1 protein-coding gene is annotated in these 380 nt (G+C 41.6%); it reads right to left on the bottom strand.

Annotated features, from left to right (window positions below):
- Window positions 1-371, bottom strand: a 371-nt coding sequence (locus KQX66_RS38935) for a hypothetical protein (RefSeq protein ID WP_216798417.1), incomplete at its 3' end; no start/stop codon positions are given.
- Window positions 372-380: the final 9 nt, after the last annotated feature.

Genomic DNA, 380 nt, shown 5'->3' with positions numbered 1-380 from the left:
CCCTGACAGTATTGATTACCATGAAATGCGTTGAACGCGTGTACTTGATGATGAAGTGCTTCGTGATAGAGGTTTTCAACGAACCCAAGAAACCCGAATTCTCTTGGAAGCTGATGGAACGGTGGAACAAAGAAGAGTGTGGCATCGGAAATAAAGGTAACATGTGGAAGCTCGTAAAATGAAGCACTTCCATTATTGGCATTTGCATTTTTAGGAATCAACCATACCAATGTTGAGATAAAATCAGCGATGAATGTCATTTCACTTTCATATAACGAAGAAAACTTTTTCACACCGTCATTGAGGAATGCCAATCGATTATCACATACTGGAATGCTGCCGACATCAGAAATCCCCATCAGCAGAGCCATTGCCTCTCC

Origin of the sequence: Paenibacillus oleatilyticus (assembly GCF_018998565.1) — a bacterium.
In the GTDB taxonomy this organism is placed as follows: domain Bacteria; phylum Bacillota; class Bacilli; order Paenibacillales; family NBRC-103111; genus Paenibacillus_G; species Paenibacillus_G oleatilyticus.
The sequence above is the reverse complement of the archived record's forward strand: the minus strand, read 5'-3'. Positions and strand labels throughout refer to the sequence as shown.